Source organism: Gemmatimonadota bacterium, assembly GCA_016712265.1.
Lineage (GTDB): Bacteria > Gemmatimonadota > Gemmatimonadetes > Gemmatimonadales > Gemmatimonadaceae > RBC101.
Genome location: JADJRJ010000028.1, coordinates 646,520 through 661,247, shown reverse-complemented (window position 1 = coordinate 661,247; position 14,728 = coordinate 646,520). Strand labels below are relative to the sequence as shown.

Below are 14,728 nucleotides of genomic sequence, written 5' to 3'. Positions count from 1 at the left end.
CCTGCCTCCCCCATCGTGCGTCACTTCGCTTCACCGCTCGTTTCGGTTGCCATCGCCGCGACCAGCCTGATGGCCGCGCCGCGAGCGCTGTACGGCCAGGCCGCGCCGAGCTCCAATCGACCGGCGCCCCCGGTCGCGCCGGCGGTGATCAACCGGGACTCCACGGGCCAGGCCACGGTGCGCGCCATCAAGCTCACCACACCCCTCAAGCTCGACGGCGTCCTCGACGAGGAGGTGTACACGCGAGAGCAGCCGTTCGGCGGGATGATCCAGGTCGCCCCCGACTGGGGCGAACCCGCCACCGAAAAGAGCGACCTCTGGATCACCTACGACGACAAGAACATCTACCTGACGTGCCGCTGTTACGACCAGGCCCCGCCCGAACAGTGGGTCGTGAACGAACTACGCCGCGACACCAACGGGCTCCGGCAGAACGAACACATCGGCCTCCTCTTCGACACCTTCTACGACCGTCGCAGCGGCTTCGCCTTCTACACCAACCCACTCGGCGCCCGCGCCGACTACTCGGTGGTCGATGAAGGGGGCTCCAACAGCGACTGGAATCCGGTCTGGACTTCCAAGACCGGCCGCTTTGATGGCGGCTGGACCGTTGAGATGGCGATCCCGTTCAAGTCGCTGCGGTACCGCGCCGGGCCGGACCAGCAGTGGGGCGTGCAGATCCGGCGGTCGATTCGCCACAAGAACGAGTGGACCTACCTCACTCCGGTCCCGCGCATCCTCGCGGGGCCGCAGGCCCTCAACCGCGTCTCGGCCGGTGGGACGCTGGTCGGGCTCGACCTCCCGGAGTCCGGCCGAAACATCGAGGCGAAACCGTACGTGGTCGAGCGGATGACCACCGATCGCGTACAGCGCCCCGCGATTTCCAACGACCTGCATAACGAGATCGGGGGCGACCTGCGGTACGCCGTGACCCCGAACCTCACCGCCGACCTCACCTTCAACACCGACTTTGCCCAGGTCGAGATCGACGAACAGCAGGTGAACCTGACGCGCTTCTCGCTCTTCTTCCCTGAGAAGCGCGAGTTCTTCCTTGAAGGTCGTGGCATCTTCGACTTCGGGCGTGGCGGCAGCGGGATCAACTTCGGCGCCAACCAGGGCGATACGCCGAGTCTCTTCTATACGAGACGGATCGGCCTGAATGCCGGGCGCGTCATCCCCATCGACGCCGGCGGCCGCCTCACCGGGAAGGTCGGCAAACATGCGATCGGGTTGGTGCACATCCGTACCGGCGACGAACCGACGGCGAACACCGAGCCAACGGGATTCACGGTGTTACGGTACAAGCGCGACGTATTGAGCCGTAGCGCCATCGGGGTAATGGCGACCAATCGATCCATCGGCGCCACGGGCACTGGCAAGAACCTCGCCTACGGCGTGGACGGCACCTTCCTCCTCTCGCAAGCACTCACGGCGACCGCGTGGTGGGCACAGACCCAGACCACCGGGACCACCGGTGATGACCAGAGTTACCAGGGGATCGTGGACTACAGCGTGGATCGGTACGGGGCTCGGGCCGAATTCCTCAAGGTGGGTGCGAATTTCGATCCGCAGGTGGGCTTTCGGCGGCGCTGGGACTTCAACCGCGCGTGGGGTCAGCTGCGTTTTAGTCCGCGCCCGGCGAACATGACGCGGGTGCGCAAGTACACCTTCACGACCTCCGGCGAGTACGTCGAGAGTGGCGCCGGTGCCGTGGAAACGCGGATCGTCGACGGGCACTTTGACGCCGAGCTGGCCAACAGCGACCGCGTATCCGTTGACGTGACGCGCGACTATGAAGGCCTGCGGCAGCCGTTCACGCCATCGGGCTCTCCGGCGCCGATTCCCGTGGGCGGGTACACCTTCGACGATGTCGCCGTCTCGTATGCCTTCGGCGCGCAGCGTCGTGCTTCGGGGACGGTGACACTGAAGGTCGGCGAGTTCTACGACGGGACGATCCGCAGCTTGACGGTCGGCCCTGGTGGTCTTGCGTCAGGCCGCATCTCGGTCCTCACGCGACTCGCGGTGGAACCGACCTTCTCGGTGACGCAGATCAACCGCGCGGCGGGGTCGTTCACCACGCGGATCAGTCGCGCGCGGGTCGACTACGCCTTTACACCGCTCATGTTCACCAGTGCGCTGCTGCAATACAGCTCGGCGGACCGCGCGTTCGGGACGAACATCCGCTTTCGCTGGGAGTATGCGCCGGGGAGCGAGATCTTCCTGGTGTACACGGACGAGCGGGACACGACGAACGACCGGTTCGTGACGCCGACGACCGTGCGTGGCTTGAAGAACCGCGCGTTGGTGGTGAAGGTGAACCGGCTCTTCCGGTACTGACACATGGACGAAGACGGCGAGGGGTGCGGCTCATGACCGAGCGTCGCTACGGAGACGACGAGGTCCGCGAGATTTTCAGCCTCGCGACGACCGGCGAGGCGAACGACCGGTCCCTGCCCTCCGAACCCGGCGGGCTTACCCTCGGCGAGCTCCAGCGCATCGGGCAGGACGCAGGGATCGAGCCCGCGCGGGTGGCCTTCGCCGCGACGCAGCTCGACGCACGCGGGCGCGTTGCCCCGGTGCGACGCTCGCTGGGGATGCCCGTTGGGGTCTCGCGGGTCGTCGACCTCCCGCGCGCTCCCACCGATCGGGAGTGGGAACAGCTGGTCGCGCTCTGCCGGACCACCTTCGGCACGCGAGGTCGAGTGAGTACGACCGGCGGCCTCCGCGAGTGGTCCCAGGGCAACCTGCACATCTGCGTTGAGCCGACCGAACGTGGTGAACAGCTGCGGCTCAGCACGCTCAAGAGCGATGGCGCCGCCCTCAACGCCGTGGGACTGGGGCTGGGTGCAATGTCGGTCCTGATGAGCGCCTCGGTGGCGGCCGCAGGCAAGCCGGAGAAGGCGTTGTTCCTCCTCGGCGTGCTTGGCGGCATGTCGCTCGCGGCTTTCGCGGTCAATCTGGTCCGGTTGCCGCGGTGGGCTCGGGAGCGGGAGCGGCAGATGGAGGAGATCGCCGAACGTGCGGTCAGGCTGCTGTCGGGGTCGTAGGCCGGCGCGAGTTGTTGCCCGGATATCGGAATGCGCGCCCCTGGGGCGCCACCCCCTTGCGATGGAACCGAGCGGCCGTCTGAACTAGTAGAGGGGTTCGCCTCGACGTCTTTTGGCTATTCTTCCACGCATGACCGCCCCAGCCCCCTACGAATCCATCGGCGGCGAAGACGGCGTCCGCCGCCTCGTCGATCGCTTCTACGACCTCATGGACTCCGCCCCAGAGGCCGTCCACGTGCGGGCACTCCACGCCGCGTCGCTCAAAGCCTCGCGCGAGAAGTTGTTCCTCTATCTCTCGTACTGGACCGGCGGGCCGCAGACCTACGTCGAGCGCAACGGGCACCCGATGCTCCGCGCGCGGCACCTGCCGTTCAAGATCACCTCACTCGAGAAAGACGAGTGGATCTGGTGCATGGACCGCGCCCTCACCGAACACGACATGCCCGAGGCGACGCGCGAAGCGCTGCGGCAACGCCTGCATCCGCTCGCGGATCACATGCGCAACACGCCGGATCCCTGACAACCCCACCCCGGCGTTCGCCGGGGCAGACGAACCTACGGCTCGCGCGGCGGCGGCGGCCCCACGGGCTGCAACAGGTTCTCCAGCTTCACCGCGCGCGCCATCGACTCGACCTGACGCATCACCCCGGTCCCGGCCGTGTCCCCGCGAACTCGCAGCGCCTCGGCCAGCTCGCTCCCCGCGATCAGGTACGCGAACGCGGTGCTCACCGACGGGCGATCGACCCACTTGCCGTAATCCACGAGCGCCTGCGGCCCGCGGAACTCCTTCCATAAGGACGCGGAACGCTCGATATCCAGCCAGCCGCTCCCCTCGATCATGACCAGGTTGTTAGACGGCGCGGCCGTACCGACGAGCTTGCGCGCCAGCCCTTGGCCAATGACGTGGTTGCCAAGTCCCAAACGCTGCGCGTAGTCGCCGGTGGTGCGGCTGACATAGATAGGACGCTGCGGCCAGTTGTCCATGATCATTCGGAAGAAGATCAGGTCCGACCGCTCGAGGACTGGGACGCCAGACACCTGTAGCAGGTTGCGCGGGTCGATGCGCGCCTGGATGGTCTTGTGCTGGAAGGTGATCGCCTCGCGCACGGGTTGCAGCTGCACCAGGCTGTCCACTTGGGCGAGGGTGAGTCCCAATGGTGGCGTGGTTGGCACGGGCCACGGACGCCCGCGATAGGCTGCTGGGCCAGCGACCGAGTCGTACGGGAAGACCGGCCGCCGCGTGAGCCCACGCGCAAACCAGTCGGTGTTCATGAGCGACAAGACGCCCACCGTGACATCACGGCGGATCCCCTCGACCTCCTGGGCGTACCATAGCGGAAAGGTGTCGTTGTCGCCGGCGGTGATCAGGATGCCGTACGGCTCGACCGAGTTGAGCAGGTCTCGTGCAAAAGCAACGGTGGTGTAGTCTCCCGCGCGCGAGGCATCGCGCCAGTTGAGCCCCAGCGGGAGCACGCCGATCGCCAGCACCGGGGCGGCCACCGCCGCACGACGCAACTCGGCACCGCTCAAGGCGCGCCACACGCCCGCAAGCCCGAGGGCGACCCACGGCCCCCATGCCGAGAAGCTCCACAGGTAGAAGTAGTCGCGGTCGCGGACCTCGCGCGGCACGTCGAGGCCGGGCGACTGGGACGCCCCGTACCTGAAGTTCAGGTAGTAGATGAGCACGAGGGTCAACGTCGCGACCAACGGGCCAAAGAAGGCGAAACCAACGGGGTCGTGCCGCCGATGTTCCCGTGCGCCGGCGAGCCCGAGGACGAGGAACAGCGCAGCCAGCACGCCCTGCACCACTGGCTGGGTGCCGGCCGAATCGCGGAACCATTGCCACTTGAAGTACAGCCACCACATCCCGACCTGCGCCCCAAACGGCGCCTGACGGACGCTCAGGTCGGGCTTGCCGTATTGCTCGCGGTTGAGGTTGTAGCTGAACGCTTCCCAGGTGCCCTTGCTCAACGTGCACGACCACTGGAAGCCGTTGCGACAGGCCGTGGGCTCCCCTTCGTTGAGGGCGGGTTGGTGGGCCGCGCGAATGGGCTGGGTGGCAAACGGCGTCAGGCCGAGCACCAGCGCGCCGACGCAGGCGAGCACCACCCGCCAACGCAGCAGGGTCGCCGGTCGGCGCCACAGGACGAGCACCGCCGCGGCAGGAACGGGGAGCATCCCGGCCATGTGGTTGGCGTAGCCGAGCCCCGCGAGGTAGGCGACCAGCACCAGGTAGCGGTTCGCGCGCGGGGCCTCGGGATTTTCGCTCCAGCGCAACATGAGCCACGAACACACCGCCATCCCCACCAGGGAGACGGTGTACACCTTCTCGTTCACGACCGACTGGTTCCAGACGGTGAACGCGGTCGCACCAATCAGTGCACCAAGGCCGCCGATGAGCCAAGTGACCCGACGGTCCGGAGCCCAAGGACGCACCGCGCGAGCGACCACGAGGAACCAGATCGCCGCGGACACGGCGCTCGCCGCCGCGGCGAGCAGGTTGATCCGCATCGCCACACTCGGCGCGATGGGGAGCAACGCGACGGTGCGCCCGAGAATGACAAACATCGGGTTGCCGGGCGGATGTGGCAGCCCGAAAGTCCACGCCGCGGCGAGGTACTCACTCGTGTCCCACATCGCGGTGGATGGGGCGAGGGTGAGCAGGTAGAGCCCGAAGACTCCCAGCCCGGCCACTGCGGCAGCGCGGTACGGATGTGCACCGGGCTCCCCGCGGAGCGCTTGCGCGCCGAGGATGGCGCCCGGGATCAGGACGCAGTAGGCGAGGGTGAGCAGGATCGGCGCGAGGTGAATCCCGCCGCGCACCAGGTCAGCGAACCCGCCCAGGAGAACGAGGGCGGCGACGACCGGGGAGAAAATCTTGTCTCTCATGGGTGCAGGTACACGGAAGGTTCAGGTGGTGCGGAGGAGTCGACTGCGACGACGGGGGGACCGAAAGACGGCGCGCTGGCGCTCACCGGCTCTGGGGAAACGGCGAATCACCTGCGGCTACGGCATCACGAGACAGACCGCGGAAGCCGACGCTGGCCGGCCCGCGCCAACGCGGCCCGTGCGGCAGCGCGCACCTGGGGACTGGGATCAGAAACGGCGGCCGCCTGCGCCACGGCGACCGTGTCGGCGCGGAGGGCGAGTCGTGCCACGGCGAAGGCGCGGGATTCCCAGCGATCGCGCTGCATCATCCCATCCAGTGCGCCACGCGTCGGGGCGAGCTGCACGGTGCCTAACGGGAATGCCAGGAGGCCGGCAAGGGCCATGGCAAGCCGCTGTCGGTTCAGCCGAGGGAGAGGGGTCGCCACCCCGGAGGTGATCCAGCGGAGCCGTTGTCGCAGCGCACCGCGACCGCCAAGTCCGATCGCAAGCTGACCGGGCTCCGGCCAGGCCCGCAGGCCGAGCAGCGACGCGTAGGTCGATGGGCGGACGCCAGTCGCGAGCACCCACTCGTCGGCGGCCCCTTCGGCGGTCACGGTGGCATGGACCGTCGCCATCCAGACACCCGGATGGAACCAGCCAACGACCCCAAGGGCGCGAAGCAGCACCCCAATCCATGGATCACCCGACGCGATATGCGCGCGTTCGTGCACGAGGATCGCCACACGCTCCTCGGCCGAGAGCTGCTCGAGTCCCGAGGGCACTACCACGGCAGGGTTCCACCAACCCACCGCCATCGGTACGCGCACACGGTGCGACACCAGCAACCGAACCGGTCGCGCGGTCGGGACGGTGCGCATGGCACGGAGGGCGGCGCGCTTCCAGCGCAGGTCCGCGCAGGGAACGGCGTCGCGCAGTGACACCGCGAGCGAACGCTGGGCCCGGATCCATCGCCCCAGCATCGCGGCGGCCCCGATCGCCCAGACGAGGACGGCCAATTGGGGCCACCTGGCGGGGGCGGCTGCTCCCGGCTCGACCGTACCTAACGACTGCAGCGGGGCAACCAGCAACTCGGGCAACACCCAGGCCCGCCAGCTGGTGGGACAGAGTGCCCCCAGGGTGACCGCGGCCATCGCCATCACGATCACCCGCCAGGCCAGCGCCGTCGCACCACGCGAGAGGCGCCGGCCGACAACGGCGATTCCGACACCGCCCAACAGCGGGATCGCCGCCAGGAGGAGCGAGGTGTTGTACGCCCCGGCCACGGCGCGGGCGCTGTCGGCCGGACTGAGCAAGTCGATGGCCATCATTTGCCCTCCGCGCGCAGGCGTTTGACCACGGCCGCCAACTCGCCACGCTCGGCGGGACTCAGCGGCCGCTCCTCGTCGTCAAGGAGGGCGGCGACAGCCGCGGCCCGTGAACCGCCAAAGAAGGTGCTCAGCATGTGATGGAGCGCCGTCCGTTGGGCGACGGTTCGCGGCGTGGTCGGGAGGTAGCGAAACGCCGCCCCGTCGGCCGTGTGCTTGAGGTGCCCCTTCCCCTCCAGGATCCGCAGGAGGGTGCGCACGGCGGCCGGGTGCGGCGGCTCCGGCATCTCGTCGCGCACCTGCCGCGCCGTCGCCCCGCCCAGACGGTAGACGATGTCCATGATCTCGCGCTCGCGGCGCGAGAGGGGGGCAGGAGGTGTGGACGGCATGGAGATAAGATTTTGTCTCCACCCCCATCTTGTCAAGCCGGGCGGCCCTTATCTTCACGCCATGATGCGTGACGTGGAGAACCTCCGCCGGATCGGGATGTCCGATGGCCAGGCGGTGATGAAGGCCGAGGCGTTGGTGAGGTGCGACCGTGCCCTCGACCAGCTCGGCGCCAAGGGACCGCGATGGAGTGTGTGGGTCCCCGGACGCCTCGAGCTATTCGGCAAGCACACGGACTACGCCGGGGGTCGCAGCCTGTTGTGCGCCGTGGAGCGCGGGTTCGTGGTGCGCGTGTCGGCGCGTGAGGACCACCTGATTCGGGCCGTGGACGTGAGCGCCGGCGAAAGCTGCGAAGCCTCGTTGGATCCGGGCGCACCGGTCGCCGAGTCTGGTTGGGCGCAGTACGTGGCCACGGTGGGCCGGCGGCTCGGTCGCAACTTTCCGTCGGCGAGCTGCGGGGTGGACCTGGCCTTCTCGTCTGACCTGCCGGTAGCGGCGGGGATGAGCAGTTCCTCCGCGCTGATGATCGCGGTGTTTGTCTCCCTCGCCAAGTCGAACGACCTGCGAAGCTCCGAGGAGTTCCGTCGCGAGATCTTCTCACGGGAAGAACTCGCCAGCTACCTGGGCTGCATCGAGAACGGCGAGCACTTTCGCTCGTTGGAGGGCGACGCCGGCGTCGGGACCTTCGGCGGCAGCCAGGACCACACGGCGATCATGTGTTCGGCGCCGGGGCGCGTCATCCAGTACGCCTTTTCTCCGGTGCGCCGCGAGGCGGTGTATCGGTTGCCGGTGACCCACACCTTCGTGGTGGCATCATCGGGTTTGGTGGCGGAGAAGACGGCTGGGGCGCGGCATGCCTACAATCGGGCGGCGTTGATGGTGCGCCACCTGCTCACTTCGTGGAATGCCGCAGAAGGTCGCACGGACGCGACCCTCGCCGACGCCGTGCGCAGCAGCGATGGGGCGGTCGACCGGTTGCGCGAGATCGCCGCCGCATCCGCGACGGAGGCCTTCACCGCAGCGGCGCTGCGGCATCGCCTCGACCAGTTCGTGCTGGAGGCCTTCGAGTTGATCCCGGCGGCGGGGAGTGCCATCGCCCGCAGTGACATGGAGGCGTGGGGAGGGCTGGCCGATCGGTCACAGCAGGCGGCCGCGGAGTGGCTGGGGAACCAGGTGCCGGAGACGATCGCGCTGGCGCGGATGGCGCGCGAGATCGGGGCGACGGCGGCATCGTCGTTCGGGGCGGGGTTCGGGGGGAGCGTGTGGGCCCTCGTCCCCGCGGGCACCACCGGCGACTTCGCGCGCGCCTGGGAACGGGCCTACGCGGCCGAGTTCACGGAGCGTGCGGCACAAGCGGCCTTCTTCGCCACGCCGGCCGGGCCGGGGGCGATGCAGTGGTGATCGGCACCTAACGAGGAGCTCCATTTCATGGCGGAGCCTCTCAAGCATCACATTGGGCCCGAGGTCGTTCGCTCCCTTGCCACGGACCTCGCGGCGGCCTGGGCGGGGTTTGACGCGAAGGCGTTCATTCGCGATGCGTCGCGCGGACTCGACGCGCTCGAGCTCCTCCCGCGCGGCACGCATATCGCCGGCGCGATGCGTCGGCACCTGCCCGCGGCATATCCGGAGGCCGTGCGCGTGCTCGTGGATTCCCTGGGCCCGCCGTTGGGCGGCAGCGACCTGACCGGGATGGCCGTGTTTCGCTACCTCCCGTACGTGGCGTTCATCCGGGAGTACGGCGTCGAGCACTTCGAGGAATCGATGGCGGCGCAATACGTGTTGACGCAGCGCTTCACGGCGGAGTGGTGCATCCGGCCGTTTGTGGAGCGGTATCCGGACGCCACACTCGCGCGGCTCCGCGAGTGGACGCGCGATCCCAACGTGCACGTGCGGCGGCTGGTGTCCGAGGGGACGCGTCCGCGGTTGCCGTGGGCGCCGCAACTCAAGGCGTTCATTGCGGATCCTGCACCAACGCTCGCACTGCTCGAGTTGCTCAAGGACGATCCCGAGCGGTATGTGCAGCGGTCGGTGGCCAACCACCTCAACGACATCGCAAAGGACCATCCCGATCGCGTCGTGGCCGTGGCGAAGGAGTGGTCGCGCGGCGCGAGCGAGGGGCGCGCGTGGATCGTATCGCACGCGCTGCGATCGTTGATCAAGCGCGGGCACCGCGGCGCACTCGCCCTCCTTGGTGGTGGGGCGAGGCCGGCGGTGCGCGTGGGGCGGGCCACCTTCACCCCAGCGCGCGTGCGCGTCGGCCAGGTGGTGCGGTTCACCTTTGCCCTCACCAGTACGGCGCGTCGCACCCAGGAGCTGATCGTCGACTACACCGTGCACTTCGTGAAGGCCGACGGCTCGGCGAAACCGAAGGTGTTCAAGTTGGCGAAGCGCGCGCTCGCGCCGGGCGAGCGCGCGACCTTCTCCGGGCGCGTCTCGCTGGCCGTGCACACCACACGGAAGCCCTATCCCGGTCGCCACCCGGTCGAGGTGCAGGTCAATGGCATCCCGTACCCCCTCGGCGCGTTTCAGGTGTCACGTTAGGCGGTCACGCCAGGCCACCGAAGGTCGGCGATGCCGGTCAGGCGCCTGCGTGTCGTCGCCCTGCGTTATCCGGGACGCCGCCACCGCAGCCCTGGAAAGCGCGCGAAGTCGGCGTCGTCGGTGATCCACTCACACCCATGTTCGATGGCGAGCGCCGCGTGCCAGGCATCGCTGACCAGGTTCCCGATGGCGCCTGACGCGGAGAGCAAGTCGCGGAAGATCGCCCAGTGCCTCGGACCGGGTGCGACGAGCACGGCATTCGGCGTGTCGCGGAGCAGGTCGACGAACGCCATGGCGCTGGCGACCGGCGTGGGAGGCACAAAAACCCGCGGATGCGTAAGTACCCGCAGCGCACCGGCCAAGACGAGCTCGCTGAGTCCGAAAGGCTCAGGCGCTTCGCGCAGACCTTCCAGATAGGCCTTCGCAATCTGGTGTCGCGGAGCGGCATCGCGCATCGCGTTCACGAGGACGTTCACATCCAGCAGCACCATGTCAGGTGCCTCCCATCACGTCCTCAAGCGCGCTACCGTCCGAGAGGTCGACGCCAGGGTGGACTGAACCCCCGCTGTAGATCGGCAACGGCTCACTGACGCGTCTCGCGACCCGTGGCTGGCTCAACTCGGTTCGCAGGCAGTCTTCCAGGAGCTGGGTCAGGGTGCGGCCCGTCTGGCTTGCCCGGCGCTTGGCGGCACGCATGAGATCATCCGGCAGGCGAACTGTCGTGCGCATACCGGACGATACTGATCTGACATATATATGTCAAGCAAGCCAAGGACGCCACGCCATGAGCCTGAGAAGAGCGATGGCTACAGCATCGTCACGGGGGCGGCCGATGAGGTGGTCGTGGACGTCACGTGAACGACCCGCAGGCCACGCGCCGCTCCACCCCGGCCACGGTCACGTGGAGGTCCATCACGTACGCGGCCTTCGAATACGACGTGGGCAGGCTCACCCGGACGAAGGCGGACGGCAGTCCGCCGTTGATCGCGGGTTGACCGACCACGGGAGGCAGCGCGCGGACCATCGGACCAATCGTCGTACAGCTCCCCGTGTGGATGTGTGCGACATACGACTGCCCAACCACGGTCGGCGAGAAATGGGCTCCAAAGTCAAATCCGGTCTCGCCGTCATTGAAGTCGCCGTTCCCGAGTCCCGTGATTCCGGAGCTGTCGACCTGGCTGAAACTCACCAAGACGAGGTTCCAGCCCTCGAGGGACGCACTGACGAGCTCCTCCAGGGAGCAGGCGGCGAGGGCGAAGGGAAGACAGAGGGCGACAGCGAGACGGCTGAGTCGTGCGGGCATTGGCGGCTCCAGGGAAGGGTCGGGCGGCACGCCGAGCTTCGGACGTTGCCGCACCCCCATGGTGTCGCCGACCGCTCCGCGGCCCCATACGTCATCTGACGGAGACCTGCCAGGTGCCCCATCTGGCAACAGACCGCAGCGCAGCCCTGGTCCCCGATTCCTTTCCGAGCCTCACGCTGGTCGCGCCGCCAACCGAGGGCACCAGTCCCGTTCCTCTGCCGACCGCCATTCCAGGCAAAAGGGTGTTGCCCGAGGGGGTGTCGGCTGCGCAGGTTGTTCGCGGCCCTCACCCCTGCAGATGACTGATTCGTCCAGCGTCGACCGCCGCGACTTCCTCAAGCTGGGCGCCGTGGTCGGCGCCTCGCTCGCGACGGGGCATCCCACCCCGGTCGGGTTCGCCGCGCCAGCCACGGCCCCGATCGCCGACACGATGATGGGGGTCCCGTTCGAGCGCACGGCGACGCCGCGCATCGCGATCGTGGGGACGGGGCTGCGGGGACGCAGCGTGCTGCACGAGCTGCTTGGGGTCGGCAATGTGAAGATCGCCGCGCTCTGCGACACGGTTCCCGCGAAGGTGGCGATGGCCATGGAGCAGGTGCGCAAGGCCGGGCACACCTACGAGGTGCCCACCTACAGCGGGAGCGAGCGGGCCTTCGAACAACTCGTCGCTCGCGACGACATCGACCTGGTCTACACCGCCACCCCATGGGAATTCCACGTGCCGGTCTGCCTGGCCGCGATGCGCGCCGGCAAACACGCGGTAACCGAGGTGCCGGCTGCGTACACGATGGAGGAACTCTGGCAGCTGGTGGACACATCCGAGGCCACGCGGCGCCACTGCATCATGATCGAGAACTGCAACTACGGCTACAACGAGTTGCTGGTGCTCAACATGGTGCGCGCCGGCGTGTTCGGTGACCTCAAGCATGGTGGGGCCGCCTACAACCACGACCTGCGCTCCATCCTGTTCGAGAACCGTGACGAGGGACTCTGGCGCCGCTGGCACCACACGCAGCGCAGCGGCAACCTCTACACCACCCACGGACTCGGCCCCGTCGCCTTCTACATGGACATCAACCGGGGCGATCGCTTTGAGTACATGGTGTCGATGAGCACCCCGGAGATGGGGCTCTCCAAGTGGCGCGCCGACAACCCGGACCGCGAGCGCCCCAAGGATCGAGAGCGCTATCTCAACGGCGACCTCAACGTGTCGCTCATCAAGACGGCCAATGGGCGCACGATCCGGCTGGAGCACGACGTGACGAGCCCACGGCCGTACTCGCGGATCAATTCGATCCAGGGTTCGATGGGCATCTTCGAGGACTATCCCGCGCGTATTTACGTCGACGGCATGAAGCCATCTCACGCATGGGCGACGCTCGACACCTTCAAGGCGCAGCACGAACACCAGCTGTGGCGCACGTTAGGCGAACAGGCGCGAAGCGGCGGGCATGGCGGGATGGACTTCATCATGGCGTGGCGCCTCGTGCACTGCATGCGCGAGGGGCTGCCCCCGGACATGGACGTCTATGACGCCGCCGCCTGGTGTGCGCCGGGACCGCTGAGCGAGGCGTCGGTAAGGAACGGGAGCGCACCGCAGCAGTTCCCGGACTTTACCCGTGGGCGCTGGAAGGAGGGGAAGCGCACCCTGTAGGCGGCTCGCGAGGGGGCCGGTTCGGTGGCAACTTGGGGGTATTCCCTTCCCCAGCCCACACTCCCGTGCGCCTGCGGTCTATCGTCGCTGCCTCCCTCCTCGCCCTGACCACCCTCGACGCGCAGGGCACCGCGCGCCATGCCCAGCGCGTCAACCGGCTTGTCATCCGGAACGCGCTCGTCATTGACGGCACCGGGACGCCGGCGTCCGGCCCGTGGGACATCATCGTGGAAGGCGGGCGGATCACCCAGCTGGTCCCCATCGCCGATGCCACCGTGGCCGCCGTCGGTGGCACAGCGCCCCAACGCCCGACCGGTGACGCCGTGATCGACGCGGCGGGCAAGTACGTCCTCCCCGGGTTCATCAACGCCCACGCCCACGTGCAGGACGAGCGCGGCGGGATCCCGATGGACCAGCAGTATGAGCTCAACCTCTGGCTCGCCAGCGGGATCACCTCGGTGCGCGATGTCGGGAGTGACACGCGCAAGACGATTCCGCTGCGCGAGCAGATCAACGCGGGTCGCGTCGCAGGGCCGCGCATCTTCCATTACCCGTTCTTCATCGTCCCCACCGCGCCGAATACCCCCGCCGAGGCGCGGGCGCGGGTGCAGGAGTTGAAGCGGGCCGGCGTGGACGGGATCAAGTTGGTGAACACCAAGCGCGACGTGATGGAAGCGGCCATCGACGAAGCGAAGAAGGTGGGGCTGCGCATCGCGCACCACGCGGCCGTCGAGGAGACCAATGCGTGGGACGACATCCGGTTTGGCAGCACGACCATCGAGCATTGGTACGGCATTCCGGATGCCGCCATCCCGGACGGGGTGCAGCCCTTTCCGCCCGAGTTCAACATCACCGACGAAACGCACCGCTTTCGGTACGCCGGACGGTTGTGGCGCGAGGCCGACCCCGCGCGCCTCAAGGAGGTGCTGCAGGGAATGGTGAAGGCCAACGTCGCGTGGGTGCCCACGCTGGACATCTACGAAGCGAGCCGTGACCTGCAGCGCGCGCAGGGGCAACCGTGGTTCAAGGACTACCTGCACCCCGCGCTCGAGGAGTTCTTCAAGCCCAACCCGATGAACCATGGGTCGTACTTCATCGGCTGGACCTCGGTGGACGAAGCGTACTGGAAGGAGAACTACCAGCTGTGGTTCAAGGCGTTGCGCGACTTTGATCGCATGGGCGGGACGATTGCCGTGGGTGACGACGCCGGCTTCATCTACCAGATGTACGGCTTTGGCTTTGTGCGCGAACTCGAGTTGAAGCAGGAGGCCGGCTTCTCCCCGATCAGGATCCTGCAGCAGGCCACGCAGAACGGCGCGAAGGTCCTGGGGCGCGACCACGACCTGGGCCGCGTGCGTCCAGGATGGATCGCCGACCTGATCATCGTGAACGGCAATCCGCTTGCGGACCTCAAGGTGCTCTATCCCACGGGCACCGAGGCGGTGAAGGACGGGAAGATCGTGCACACGGGCGGTGTGGAGTGGACCATCAAGGACGGGATCCCCTACCACGGGCCGACACTGCTGCGCGAGGCGAAGGAGATGGTCACCCAGGCGCGCGCCCGAAAGGGCAGTCGCTAGTCGCTCACACATCCCACCATCAG

13 protein-coding genes are annotated in these 14,728 nt (G+C 67.9%); 7 read left to right on the top strand and 6 right to left on the bottom strand.

Annotated features, from left to right (window positions below):
• The first annotated feature begins 15 nt into the window (after positions 1 to 15).
• From IPK85_09755 to IPK85_09745, 3 genes are all read left to right on the top strand, one after another.
• Entirely contained in the window at positions 16 to 2,337 is a 2,322-nt protein-coding gene (locus IPK85_09755; protein MBK8247667.1) for a carbohydrate binding family 9 domain-containing protein, read from the top strand.
• 32 nt (positions 2,338 to 2,369) lie between these two features.
• Entirely contained in the window at positions 2,370 to 3,047 is a 678-nt protein-coding gene (locus IPK85_09750) for a hypothetical protein (GenBank protein MBK8247666.1), read from the top strand.
• Positions 3,048 to 3,177: 130 nt separating this feature from the next.
• Complete coding sequence (locus IPK85_09745) at positions 3,178 to 3,567, top strand: group II truncated hemoglobin (protein MBK8247665.1); 390 nt, start codon at positions 3,178 to 3,180, stop codon at positions 3,565 to 3,567.
• A gap of 35 nt (positions 3,568 to 3,602) precedes the next feature.
• On the opposite strand, the gene IPK85_09740 is transcribed toward IPK85_09745, so the two are convergent.
• The 3 genes from IPK85_09740 to IPK85_09730 form a co-directional block, all read right to left on the bottom strand.
• Positions 3,603 to 5,936, bottom strand: coding sequence for a DUF2723 domain-containing protein (locus IPK85_09740; protein MBK8247664.1), 2,334 nt, complete (start codon positions 5,934 to 5,936; stop codon positions 3,603 to 3,605).
• Between the two features lie 125 nt (positions 5,937 to 6,061).
• Positions 6,062 to 7,243 carry a M56 family metallopeptidase gene (locus IPK85_09735; protein ID MBK8247663.1) on the bottom strand — a complete coding sequence of 394 codons (1,182 nt, stop codon included), beginning with the start codon at positions 7,241 to 7,243 and terminating at the stop codon, positions 6,062 to 6,064.
• On the bottom strand, positions 7,240 to 7,629 hold the full coding sequence (locus tag IPK85_09730; protein ID MBK8247662.1) for a BlaI/MecI/CopY family transcriptional regulator: 390 nt from the start codon (positions 7,627 to 7,629) through the stop codon (positions 7,240 to 7,242). Before IPK85_09730 ends, IPK85_09735 begins: the two co-directional genes overlap by 4 nt.
• A gap of 61 nt (positions 7,630 to 7,690) precedes the next feature.
• On the opposite strand from IPK85_09730, the gene IPK85_09725 reads away from it, so the two are divergent.
• Positions 7,691 to 9,028 (top strand): galactokinase, encoded by a 1,338-nt coding sequence (locus IPK85_09725; protein ID MBK8247661.1) that lies wholly within the window; start codon positions 7,691 to 7,693, stop codon positions 9,026 to 9,028.
• A 27-nt stretch (positions 9,029 to 9,055) separates the two neighbouring features.
• Positions 9,056 to 10,168, top strand: coding sequence for a DNA alkylation repair protein (locus IPK85_09720; protein ID MBK8247660.1), 1,113 nt, complete (start codon positions 9,056 to 9,058; stop codon positions 10,166 to 10,168).
• A gap of 65 nt (positions 10,169 to 10,233) precedes the next feature.
• Here IPK85_09720 and IPK85_09715 read toward each other — a convergent pair whose 3' ends face one another.
• The 3 genes from IPK85_09715 to IPK85_09705 form a co-directional block, all read right to left on the bottom strand.
• Positions 10,234 to 10,659, bottom strand: a complete 426-nt coding sequence (locus IPK85_09715) for a type II toxin-antitoxin system VapC family toxin (protein ID MBK8247659.1) — start codon at positions 10,657 to 10,659, stop codon at positions 10,234 to 10,236.
• Between the two features lies 1 nt (position 10,660).
• Positions 10,661 to 10,864: a hypothetical protein gene (locus tag IPK85_09710; protein ID MBK8247658.1), complete on the bottom strand. Its 204-nt coding sequence runs from the start codon at positions 10,862 to 10,864 to the stop codon at positions 10,661 to 10,663.
• Positions 10,865 to 11,018: 154 nt separating this feature from the next.
• A complete protein-coding gene (locus tag IPK85_09705; GenBank protein MBK8247657.1) occupies positions 11,019 to 11,471 on the bottom strand; it encodes a hypothetical protein in 453 nt (150 codons plus the stop codon).
• A gap of 298 nt (positions 11,472 to 11,769) precedes the next feature.
• On the opposite strand from IPK85_09705, the gene IPK85_09700 reads away from it, so the two are divergent.
• The gene (locus IPK85_09700; GenBank protein ID MBK8247656.1) at positions 11,770 to 13,125 is read left to right on the top strand and encodes a Gfo/Idh/MocA family oxidoreductase; all 1,356 of its coding nucleotides are present in this window, start codon (positions 11,770 to 11,772) and stop codon (positions 13,123 to 13,125) included.
• 65 nt (positions 13,126 to 13,190) lie between these two features.
• A complete protein-coding gene (locus IPK85_09695) occupies positions 13,191 to 14,705 on the top strand; it encodes an amidohydrolase family protein (protein MBK8247655.1) in 1,515 nt (504 codons plus the stop codon).
• The last annotated feature ends 23 nt before the right edge of the window (positions 14,706 to 14,728 follow it).

Bases quoted from the DNA above. Each gene is read 5' to 3' on its own strand.
- IPK85_09750 (MBK8247666.1), top strand. From the start codon at position 2,370: ATGACCGAGCGTCGCTACGGAGACGACGAGGTCCGCGAGATTTTCAGC.
- IPK85_09745 (MBK8247665.1), top strand. From the start codon at position 3,178: ATGACCGCCCCAGCCCCCTACGAATCCATCGGCGGCGAAGACGGCGTC.
- IPK85_09740 (MBK8247664.1), bottom strand. From the start codon at position 5,936: ATGAGAGACAAGATTTTCTCCCCGGTCGTCGCCGCCCTCGTTCTCCTG.
- IPK85_09735 (MBK8247663.1), bottom strand. From the start codon at position 7,243: ATGATGGCCATCGACTTGCTCAGTCCGGCCGACAGCGCCCGCGCCGTG.
- IPK85_09730 (MBK8247662.1), bottom strand. From the start codon at position 7,629: ATGCCGTCCACACCTCCTGCCCCCCTCTCGCGCCGCGAGCGCGAGATC.
- IPK85_09725 (MBK8247661.1), top strand. From the start codon at position 7,691: ATGATGCGTGACGTGGAGAACCTCCGCCGGATCGGGATGTCCGATGGC.
- IPK85_09720 (MBK8247660.1), top strand. From the start codon at position 9,056: ATGGCGGAGCCTCTCAAGCATCACATTGGGCCCGAGGTCGTTCGCTCC.
- IPK85_09715 (MBK8247659.1), bottom strand. From the start codon at position 10,659: ATGGTGCTGCTGGATGTGAACGTCCTCGTGAACGCGATGCGCGATGCC.
- IPK85_09710 (MBK8247658.1), bottom strand. From the start codon at position 10,864: ATGCGTGCCGCCAAGCGCCGGGCAAGCCAGACGGGCCGCACCCTGACC.
- IPK85_09705 (MBK8247657.1), bottom strand. From the start codon at position 11,471: ATGCCCGCACGACTCAGCCGTCTCGCTGTCGCCCTCTGTCTTCCCTTC.
- IPK85_09700 (MBK8247656.1), top strand. From the start codon at position 11,770: ATGACTGATTCGTCCAGCGTCGACCGCCGCGACTTCCTCAAGCTGGGC.